Source organism: Delftia sp. DT-2, assembly GCF_028401915.1.
Taxonomy (GTDB): domain Bacteria; phylum Pseudomonadota; class Gammaproteobacteria; order Burkholderiales; family Burkholderiaceae_C; genus Comamonas; species Comamonas tsuruhatensis.
Genome location: NZ_JAQOTI010000008.1, coordinates 393,239 through 403,599 on the forward strand (window position 1 = coordinate 393,239; position 10,361 = coordinate 403,599).

The 10,361-nt window shown below is 65.1% G+C and carries 7 protein-coding genes; all 7 read left to right on the forward strand.

The window, feature by feature from the left end; genetic code table 11:
* Positions 1-129 precede the first annotated feature (129 nt).
* The 7 genes from PO605_RS17040 (at position 130) to gshB (ending at position 10,008) form a co-directional block, all read left to right on the forward strand.
* Positions 130-1,410, forward strand: a complete 1,281-nt coding sequence (locus PO605_RS17040) for a glutamate-5-semialdehyde dehydrogenase (RefSeq protein WP_016447203.1) — start codon at positions 130-132, stop codon at positions 1,408-1,410.
* A gap of 59 nt (positions 1,411-1,469) precedes the next feature.
* Complete coding sequence (gene trkA / locus PO605_RS17045; RefSeq protein ID WP_016447202.1) at positions 1,470-2,927, forward strand: Trk system potassium transporter TrkA; 1,458 nt, start codon at positions 1,470-1,472, stop codon at positions 2,925-2,927.
* A 9-nt stretch (positions 2,928-2,936) separates the two neighbouring features.
* Positions 2,937-4,403, forward strand: coding sequence for a TrkH family potassium uptake protein (locus tag PO605_RS17050; RefSeq protein ID WP_016447201.1), 1,467 nt, complete (start codon positions 2,937-2,939; stop codon positions 4,401-4,403).
* An 81-nt stretch (positions 4,404-4,484) separates the two neighbouring features.
* Positions 4,485-5,780 carry a glutamate--cysteine ligase gene (gene gshA / locus PO605_RS17055; RefSeq protein ID WP_012207794.1) on the forward strand — a complete coding sequence of 432 codons (1,296 nt, stop codon included), beginning with the start codon at positions 4,485-4,487 and terminating at the stop codon, positions 5,778-5,780.
* 97 nt (positions 5,781-5,877) lie between these two features.
* Entirely contained in the window at positions 5,878-7,746 is a 1,869-nt protein-coding gene (locus tag PO605_RS17060; RefSeq protein WP_272206658.1) for a potassium transporter Kup, read from the forward strand.
* A gap of 50 nt (positions 7,747-7,796) precedes the next feature.
* The gene (locus tag PO605_RS17065; RefSeq protein ID WP_017404050.1) at positions 7,797-8,978 is read left to right on the forward strand and encodes a benzoate/H(+) symporter BenE family transporter; all 1,182 of its coding nucleotides are present in this window, start codon (positions 7,797-7,799) and stop codon (positions 8,976-8,978) included.
* Between the two features lie 79 nt (positions 8,979-9,057).
* Positions 9,058-10,008, forward strand: a complete 951-nt coding sequence (gene gshB, locus PO605_RS17070; protein ID WP_016454229.1) for a glutathione synthase — start codon at positions 9,058-9,060, stop codon at positions 10,006-10,008.
* Positions 10,009-10,361: the final 353 nt, after the last annotated feature.

Consider the following 10,361-nt stretch of genomic DNA (forward strand, 5'->3'; position numbering starts at 1 on the left):
GCCGGAACGCGGGGTTTGCCCTCTGGTGGCCGTGCGAGGACGCATCCCAGCCGCATCCCAGCCGCATGTTGGCGCGGGGCATGCCCGCTCTCGGTGCGCAAATGGGCGCAACTCGGCGAGAATCTCGGAATGAACGCGCTCAATATCGTCGAATACACCCACAACCTGGGCGTTCAGGCCAAAGTGGCCTCCGCCCAGATGGCCCGAGCCTCGGCTGCCGTCAAAAGCCGCGCCCTGCTGGCGCTGGCGCGCCTGCTGCGGGAGAACGTGGAGCCGTTGCAGACCGACAACGCCCGTGACCTCGAACGCGCCGTGGCCAACGGCCTGTCCGCTCCCATGGTGGACCGCCTGCGCCTGACGCCCAAGGTGCTGGAAACCTGTGCCCAGGGATGTGAGCAGCTGGCCTCCATGGCCGATGTGATCGGCGAGATCATCGGCATGAAGCAAATGCCCAGCGGCATCCGCGTAGGCCAGATGCGTGTGCCGATCGGCGTGTTCGGCATGATCTACGAAAGCCGCCCCAACGTGACCATCGAGGCGGCCAGCCTCAGCATCAAGAGCGGCAACGCCTGCATCCTGCGCGGCGGCTCCGAGGCCATCGACTCCAACAAGGCGCTGGCTGCCCTCGTCGCCAGGGCGCTGGCCGAAGCCGGCCTGCCCGAGCACGGCGTGCAGCTGGTGCAGACCACGGACCGCGAGGCCGTGGGCCAGCTCATCGCCATGCCCGACTACGTGGACGTCATCATCCCGCGCGGCGGCAAGGGCCTGATCGAGCGCATCAGCCGCGAGGCCAAGGTGCCCGTCATCAAGCACCTGGACGGCAATTGCCACACCTATGTCGATGATCCCTGCGACATCGCCATGGCCGTCAAGGTGGCCGACAACGCCAAGACCAACAAGTACAGCCCCTGCAATGCCAGTGAAAGCCTGCTGGTGGCGCGCGGCGTGGCCGCCGAATTCCTGCCGAAGATCGGCGCCATCTACGCCGCCAAGGGGGTCGAGATGCGCGGCTGCCCCGAATCGCTGGCCATCCTGAAGTCTGTGGCCGGTGCTCAACTGGCCGAGGCCACCGAGCAGGACTGGAGCGAGGAATATCTGGCGCCCATCATCAGCGTCAAGATCGTGTCCGGCGTGGACGAGGCCATCGCCCACATCAACCGCTACTCCAGCCACCACACGGACGCCATCCTGACGCGCGACCATATGCACGCCCAGCGCTTTCTGCGCGAAGTGGACTCGGCCAGCGTCATGGTCAATGCCAGCACGCGCTTTGCCGATGGCTTCGAGTACGGCCTGGGCGCGGAAATCGGCATCAGCACCGACAAGTTCCATGCGCGCGGTCCTGTGGGCATCGAAGGCCTGACCTCGCTCAAATACGTGGTGCTGGGTGAAGGCGAAGTCCGCACCTGACCGAGCCGTGCTGCGCGCCGGAATGCCCCGCGCCGGCACCGCAGCACTGCAATGAATCCATGAAAATCATCATTCTTGGCGCCGGCCGTGTGGGCTACAGCGTGGCAGAAAGCCTGGTGTCCGAACGCAACGACATCACGGTGATCGACACCGACGCACGGCGCCTGCGCGAGCTGGAGTCGCGCTTCGACCTGCGTGGCGTCGTGGGCAGCGGCATCGATCCCCATGTGCTGGCCGAGGCCGGCGCCAAGGACACGGACCTGCTGATCGCCTGCGCCGCGCTCGACGAAACCAACCTTGTGTGCTGCAAGCTGGCCCAGGTCCTGTTCGAGATTCCCACACGCATCGCGCGCGTGCGCTCCTCGGGCTTTGGCGAGGACGAGGCGCTGCTGGGCAAGGAAGGCTTTGGCGTCGACCGCATCATCTGCCCCGAGGAATCGCTGACCAACTACATCAGCAAGCTCATCGAGTTTCCCGAAGCCATGCAGGTGCGTGCCTTCGCGGGCGGGCGGGCCGCACTGGCCTCGGTGCGCGCGCGCGACGGCGCCCCCGCCGTCGGCAAGCGCATCGGCGAGCTGCGCGACTGCATGCCCGAGCTGGCCATGCGCATCGTGGCCATCTACCGGCGTTTCCTGGACGAGCCCGACCGCTTCGTCCGCTGCGACGGCAACACGCGCATCGAGCCCGGCGACGAGGTCTTCATCCTGGCCGCGCGCGAGCATGTGGCCGAGGTGCTGCGTGCCATCCACCAGCCTGCCGGCCGGCCTTCGCGCCCGGTCTACCGCATCATGGTCGCCGGCGGTGACCAGGTCAGCCAGCGCCTGGCGCTGCAGCTGTCGCGCGTGCCGGGCCGCTTCCACATCAAGATCATCGAGCCCGACGAGCAGCGCTGCCAGGACCTGGCCTCGCTGCTGCCGGCCGAGGTGCTGGTGCTGCACGGCGATGCCACCGACGAGGACCTGCTGGCCGATGAAAGCGTGGAGGACGTGGACCTGTTCCTGGCCCTGACCGACGACGATGAGAACAACATCATGGCCAGCCTGCTGGGCAAACGCATGGGCGCGCGGCGCGTGCTGTCGCTGATCACGCGGCGTGCCTACGCCGACCTGATGCACGGCACGCAGATCGACATTGCGCTGTCGCCGGCCCAGGCCATGCTTGGCGAACTGCTGGCCTATGTGCGCCGCGGCGACGTGCAGGCCGTGCACAGCCTGCGCCGGGGCGTGGCCGAGGCGCTGGAGATCGTGGCGCGCGGCGACCGCAAAAGCTCGCGCGTGGTCGGCCGCAAGGTCGAGGACCTGCGCGTGCCCGAGGATGCCCACATCGGCCTCATCGTGCGCGGCATACCCGAAGGCGTGCCGGCCGACGAAATCGCGGCCGGTGCCGAGCCCGAGGTCATCATCCCGCGCAGCACCACCGTGATCGAGAGCGGCGACCACGTGATCTTCTTCCTGCCCCACAAGCGGCTGGTACGGGACGTGGAGAACCTGTTTCGCGTCAGCGCCACCTTCTTCTGAGCCGACACCATGCGCGACCTGTTACCCGTCCTGCGCGTGCTTGGCATGCTCATGGTCATGTTTGCGCTGTCCATGCTGCTGCCCTTTGCAGTGTCCTGGTTCACCGACGACGGCATCTGGCGCATCTACCCCTGGGCCATCGGCATCACGGCGGCGGCGGGGCTGTCGCTGTGGATAGGCCTGGACCACTTCCGGCGCGAGCTGCAGCCGCGCCACGGCGTCATCCTCGTCACCCTGGTCTGGGTGGTTTTGCCGCTGTGCGCCATGCTGCCCCTGGTGCTGGGCATGGGCCATGTGGGGCTGAGCATCAGCTTCACCCATGCCTATTTCGAGGCCGTCTCGGGCCTGACGACCACCGGCGCCACCGTGCTCACGGGGCTGGATGCGCTGCCCGTGTCCATCAATGTCTGGCGCACCTTCCTGCAATGGTTGGGCGGCATGGGCATCCTGATCCTGGCCGTGGCCATCCTGCCCCTGCTGGGCGTGGGGGGCGCCCAGCTGTTCCGTGCCGAAGCCGCTGGCCCCATCAAGGACACCAAGCTGACGCCGCGCGTGACCGAGACCGCCAAGGGCCTGTGGGGCGTGTACGGCGTGTTCTCGCTGGCCTGTCTGCTGGCCTTCTGGGCGGCAGGCATGTCGCCGCTGGATGCGCTGATGCACATGTTCGCCACCGTCAGCCTCGGTGGCCTGTCCTCGCATGACACCAGCTTTGCGTATTTCGACTCGCCGTTGATCGAACTGACCGCCCTGGTCTTCATGCTGCTGGCCAGCTGCAACTTCGCGCTGTACTTCGTGGCCATGCGCAAGGGCCGCTGGGACGGCTTCTGGCGCGATCCGGAAATGCGCGCCACGCTGGCCGTGCTGCTGGGAGGCGGGCTGATCGTGGCGCTGCTGCTGTGGGCCAAGGGCGTGTACGGGCCCGTGGAGGCCCTGCGCTACGGTCTCTTCCATGTGGTCTCGGTGGCCACGACGACCGGCTTCACCACGGTGGACTACCTGACCTGGCCCGTCTTTGCGCCCGTGCTCATGCTGCTGATGTCGGGTGTGGCCACCAGTGCGGGCTCCACGGGCGGCGGCATCAAGATGGTGCGCATGCTCATCCTGCTCAAGCAGGCGCGGCGTGAACTCACGCGGCTCGCGCATCCGCGCGCCTTGCAGCCCGTGCGGCTGGGCACCGGCGTGGTGGACAACCGCATGATCTTCTCGGTGCTGGCCTTCATGCTGGTCTATGGCGCCACCGTGATCACACTCAGCATGGTGCTGCTGCTCACCGACCTGGACCCGGTGACCGCCTTCTCCGCCGTGCTGGCCAGCGTGCACTGCATGGGGCCGGGCCTGGGCGCGGTGGGCCCGTCCTCCAACTATGCTGTGCTCACCGAATTCCAGACCTGGGTCTGCACCCTGGCCATGCTGCTGGGGCGCCTGGAAATCCTCAGCTTCATGGCCTTGCTTTCGCCGGCTTTCTGGCGCCGCTGACGCTGCAAAGACTGGGGAAAACACCTAGACCATGGTCCAATCTCTACAATTGCCCCCCACCGTCGTACCCAGAGGGTCTTTATGGTTCCACATCTCATCACGGCCCTGACCGGCCCGATCAACGAGCTTGAGCAGCGCATCCTCGACTCCATGCCGGCGATCGAGCGCTGGTTCCGGCTCGAATGGATGGAACACACGCCGCCTTTCTATTGCTCGGTGGACATCCGCAACGCCGGTTTCAAGCTCGCACCCGTGGACACCAACCTCTTCCCCGGGGGCTGGAACAACCTGACCGACGAAATGCTGCCGCTGGCCGTACAGGCGGCCATGGCGGCGATCGAGAAGATCTGCCCCGAAGCGCGCAATCTGCTCATCATTCCCGAGAACCACACGCGCAACACGCACTACCTGGCCAACGTGGTGCAGCTCAAGCGCATCTTCAACATGGCCGGTCTGAACGTGCGCATCGGCTCCATCAGCCCCGATGTGAAGAAGACCACCACCGTCACCCTGCCGCATGGCGACACGGTGACGCTGGAGCCGGTGATCCGCAGCAAGCGCCGCATCGGTCTCAAGGATTTCGATCCCTGCACCATCTTGCTCAACAACGACCTGTCGTCCGGCGTCCCGGGCATCGTCGAGGAGCTGTACGAGCAATACCTGCTGCCCCCCCTGCATGCAGGCTGGAGCGTGCGCCGCAAGAGCCGCCATTTCCAGAGCTATGAGGAAGTGGCCAAGCGCTTCGGCAAGCTGCTGGGCATCGATCCCTGGCTGATCAACCCGCTGTTCGGGCGCAGCGAAGGCATCGACTTCGCCAATGGCGTGGGCATGGAAGGCCTGGCCGAACAGGTCGATGTGCTGCTGGCCAAGGTGCGCCGCAAGTACAAGGAGTACGGCATCAAGGAAAAGCCGTTTGCCATCGTCAAGGCCGACAACGGCACCTATGGCATGGGCGTGATGACCGTGCGCGATGCCAAGGAGCTGGCCGAGCTGCCGCGCAAGAGCCGCAACAAGATGGGCATGATCAAGGACGGCCAGACCGTGCACGACGTGATCATCCAGGAAGGCGTGCTCACCCAGGAGCGCATGAACAACGCCGTGGCCGAGCCCGTGGTCTACATGATGGACCGCTACGTGGTCGGCGGCTTCTACCGCATGCATCCCGAACGCGATGTGGACGAAAACCTCAACGCGCCCGGCGCCGGCTTCGTGCCGCTGGCCTTCCAGCACAGCACCCAGCTGCCCCAGATCGGCGCGCGCCCGGGTGCCAGCATGCCCAACCGCTTCTACATGTATGGCGTGGTGGCCCGGGTCGCCATGCTGGCGGCCAGCTATGAGCTGGAGGCGACCAACCCCAACGCGGAAATCTACGACTGATCGGGGTGCTGTCCGATGCGCTCGTCATCAGGACAGCGGACAATGCCGGCATTTCAATTGACTGAAGCCATCTCCCCACGGGATGGCGCATAGACCTGTGCAGAAAACCAAATCTTCGTTGGCCGCGCTCACCCTGGGCGCCATCGGCGTGGTCTATGGCGATATCGGCACCAGCGTGCTGTATTCGGTCAAGGAGGTCTTCGGCTCCGGCCATGTGCCGTTCACCCAGGAGAACATCTACGGCGTCCTGTCGCTGCTGTTCTGGACCCTGACGGTCATCGTCTCGCTCAAGTACGTGGTCCTGGTGCTGCGTGCCGACAACAACGGCGAAGGCGGCCTGGTCGCCATGCTGGCCCTGGCCTCGCAGACCGTCAAGGACAAGCCGCGCCTGCGCAGCGTGCTGCTGCTCATCGGCATCTTCGGCACCTCGCTGTTCTATGGTGATGGCGTGATCACGCCGGCCATCTCCGTGCTCTCGGCCGTCGAAGGCCTGGAAGTGGTCTCTCCGCACTTCACCAAGGCCGTGATCCCGCTGACCCTGGTCATCCTGTTCCTGCTGTTCTGGTTCCAGAAGCACGGCACGGCGGGGATCGGTCGGTTTTTCGGCCCCATCACCCTGGTCTGGTTTGCCACCATCGCAGCGCTTGGGGTGCACCAGATCGCGGGCCATCCCGAAATCCTGGCGGCCATCAGCCCGCACTTCGCGGTGCGCTTCATCTGGGACAACCCCGGCACCAGTTTCATCATCCTGGGCGCCGTCGTGCTGTGCGTGACCGGGGCGGAGGCGCTTTACGCCGACCTGGGCCACTTCGGCAAGAAGCCCATCCGCCTGGCCTGGTTCTCCGTGGCCATGCCTGCCCTCACGCTCAATTACTTCGGCCAGGGTGCGCTGCTGCTGGCCAACCCGGCCGCCGTGAAGAATCCCTTCTACATGATGGCCCCGGCCTGGGCGCTGCTGCCCCTGGTGCTGATGGCCACCATGGCCACGGTCATCGCTTCGCAGGCCCTGATCACGGGCGCCTTCAGCGTCACGCGCCAGGTCATACAGCTGGGCTATCTGCCGCGCCTGGAAGTGCGCCACACCAGCGTGCGCGAGACCGGCCAGATCTACATGCCCCTGGTCAACTGGAGCCTGTTCGTGGCGATTTCGCTGGCCGTGGTGCTGTTCCGCTCCAGCGGCAACCTGGCGGCCGCCTACGGCATTGCGGTCACGCTGGACATGCTGATCACCACCACGCTGACCTTCTTCGTGATCCGCTACCGCTGGAACTACCCGCTGGCCCTGTGCATCGCGGCCACCGGATTCTTCTTCCTGGTGGACCTGGCCTTCTTCTCGTCCAACCTGCTCAAGCTGTTCGACGGCGGCTGGTTCCCGCTGCTGATCGGCGGCACGGTGTTCTCGCTGATGATGACCTGGCGCAAGGGCCGCGAGCTGCTGCACGAAAAGCTGCAGGCCGATGCCATCGACCTCAAGAGCTTCCTCGAATCGGTCTGGCGCCATCCGCCGGCGCGCGTGACGGGCACGGCCGTCTTTCTTTCCGGCGAACCGGGCACCGTACCCAACGCCCTGCTGCACAACCTCAAGCACAACAAGGTGCTGCACAACCAGAACATCTTCGTCACGGTGCGCAACCATGAAATTCCCTGGGTGGGCCTGGACAAGCGCACCGAGATCGAGGCGCTGGGCAGCGACTGCTGGCAGGTCATCATCAACTACGGCTTCAAGAACGAACCGGACGTGCCGGCGGCACTGTCCCTGCTGCGCCCCCGGGGTTGCCAGCTCGACGCCATGGAGACCAGCTACTTCCTGTCGCGCGATGTCATCATCCCGCGCATCAGCCACCGCATGGCGCCCTGGCGCGAAAAGCTGTTTGCCCAGATGCACCGCAACGCCAGCCGTGTCTCCGACTTCCTGCACCTGCCCAGCAACTCCGTGGTGGAGCTGGGCTCCAAGATCGAGCTGTAGGCGTCGCCAGCGCATCGCACGGTCGGCGGCTGTGGTGACAGAATCGCGCGATGCGCTTTTTCCGTGACTTGAGTCCCTCTGCCTTCGCAGCCGGCTTCGTGGCCGTGCTCGTGGGCTTCACCAGCTCGGTGGCCCTGGTCTTTCAGGCCGCCCAGGCCTTCCATGCCACGCCCGAGCAGATCACGTCCTGGATCTGGGCGCTGGGACTGGGCATGGGCCTGTGCTCTCTGCTGCCCTCGCTGATACTGCGCATGCCGGTCATGGTCGCCTGGTCCACGCCAGGCGCAGCCGTCCTTGCCACGGCAGGGCTTGCCGGGGGCTTTTCCATGGGCGAGGCCGTTGGCGCCTTCATCATCAGCGCGGGGCTGATCATCCTGGTGGGAGCCACAGGCTGGTTCGAGCGCGTCATGAACCGCATCCCCATGGAAATCGCTGCCGCCCTCCTGGCGGGCGTACTGGCCAACTTCGGCATGCAGGCCTTTGCCGCCGCCAGGGATGCGCTGCCCCTGGTGCTGGTCATGCTGCTGACCTATCTGCTGTCGCGCCGCCTGGCACCGCGCTATGCGGTCATCGCCACGCTGGTGGCCTCCATCGCCTGGGTGGCGCTCAACGGGCAAATGCAATGGTCCGCCGTGCATGCAGGCCTTGCCTGGCCAGTCTTCACCATGCCGCAGTTCTCGGTGCCCGCCCTGGTGAGCCTGGCCTTGCCCCTGTTCGTCGTCACCATGGCCTCGCAGAACCTGCCCGGCGTGGCCGTCATCCGTGCCACCGGCTACGACCTGCCCATCTCCCGCATCATCAGCATGACGGGCATCGCCACCCTGGTGCTGGCCCCCTTCGGCGGCTACGCGCTCAACCTCAGTGCCATCACCGCTGCCATCTGCATGGGCCCCGAGGCCCATGAGGACAAATCCCGCCGCTACACGGCGGCGGCGATCTGTGGCCTCTTCTATATAGTCATCGGCATCTTCGGCGCCGTGGTCACGGGACTGCTCACCGCCTTCCCCAAGGAACTGGTGGTCTGCATAGCGGGACTGGCCCTGCTGGGCTCCATAGGCAGCGGCCTGGCGACAGCTCTCAAGGGGGAGGAACACAGGGAGGCTGCGTTGATCACCTTTCTGGTGACGCTCAGCGGCGTGGTGATAGCCGGAGTCGGCTCGGCGTTTTGGGGCGTGGTCGCGGGCAGCCTGGCGCTATTTGTGCAACATTACCGACGTGCACGGGCTGACTGATACGCGGCCCAGGCCCGGGCACCCCACTTCCGCCTCCCATACAGGCGAGGCACGGGCCGCCGCCTTCTGCACACAACCCATGCAAATCCTCTTCGTCGCCGATCCGCTCGAATCGTTCCAGACCTACAAGGACACCACCTTCGCCATGATGCGCGAGGCGCAGCGGCGCGGCCACTCCATCGTGGCCTGCGAACCCAGGCAGCTTTCCTGGCAGCGCGGCGGCAAGGTCGTCGCCCAGGTGCGGCACATCCAGCTCACGGGAGATGCCCGGCAGTGGTTTGAAATCTCCAAGGAAGGCCTGGAGGAGCTGGCGGGCTTCGACGCCATCCTCATGCGCAAGGACCCGCCCTTCGATTCCGAATACTTCTACTCCACGCACCTGCTGGAACAGGCCGAGCGCGAAGGCGCAAAGGTCTTCAACAAGCCCAGGGCGTTGCGAGACCATCCGGAAAAGCTGGCCATCCTCGAATTCCCGCAATTCATCGGCCCGACCCTGGTCACGCGCAGCGCGCAGGACATCCGCGCCTTCCATGAAGAGCATCAGGACATCATCCTCAAGCCGCTGGACGGCATGGGCGGCATGGGCATCTTCCGCGTGGGCGCCGACGGCCGCAACCTGGGCAGCATCATCGAAACCCTGAACCAGGGCGGTGCCAGCAGCGTCATGGTGCAGAAATTCCTGCCCGAGATCACCGAGGGCGACAAGCGTGTGCTCGTCATCGGCGGCAAACCTGTTCCCTATTGCCTGGCACGCATTCCCCAGGGCAACGAAGTGCGCGGCAACCTGGCAGCGGGCGGCAAGGGCGTGGCCCAGCCTCTGAGCCAGCACGACAAGGCCATGGCCGAAGAGATCGGTCCCCTCCTCATGGAGCGTGGACTGCTGCTGGCCGGTGTCGATGTCATCGGCCAGTGCATCACCGAGATCAATGTGACCAGCCCCACCTGCTTCCAGGAGATCCATGACCAGACCGGCTGCGACGTGGCCAGCCTCTTCGTCGACGCTCTGGAGCAGGCCTTGGCGGCGGCTTGAAAAAACTTGGCGGATGACGCCAGTCATCCGCCAAGTTTTGGTGCTAGAATTGCGCCCCTGCACTCGATGACACGCAAATGTCTGAAAAGTGAAGCTTCCAGAGTTTTGCAAGACCGTTAAAAAACGTGCTACAATGCAAGGCTCTGCTGAAGAGAGCGATGCAGATCGCTGGTGTTGAAAAGATCGAAGAAATTTGATTGCAACGACGCTAAAAACTGTGCTAGAATTCAAGGCTTCGCTGATCGCAGCAAGTCAGAAGCAAGGAAGAAATTCTTCGCTTCGATCCTTAAAAATATACAGCCGATAAGCGTGGGCGTTTGAGGCGAACAGCCAAGTTCTTTGGAACTCGGCTC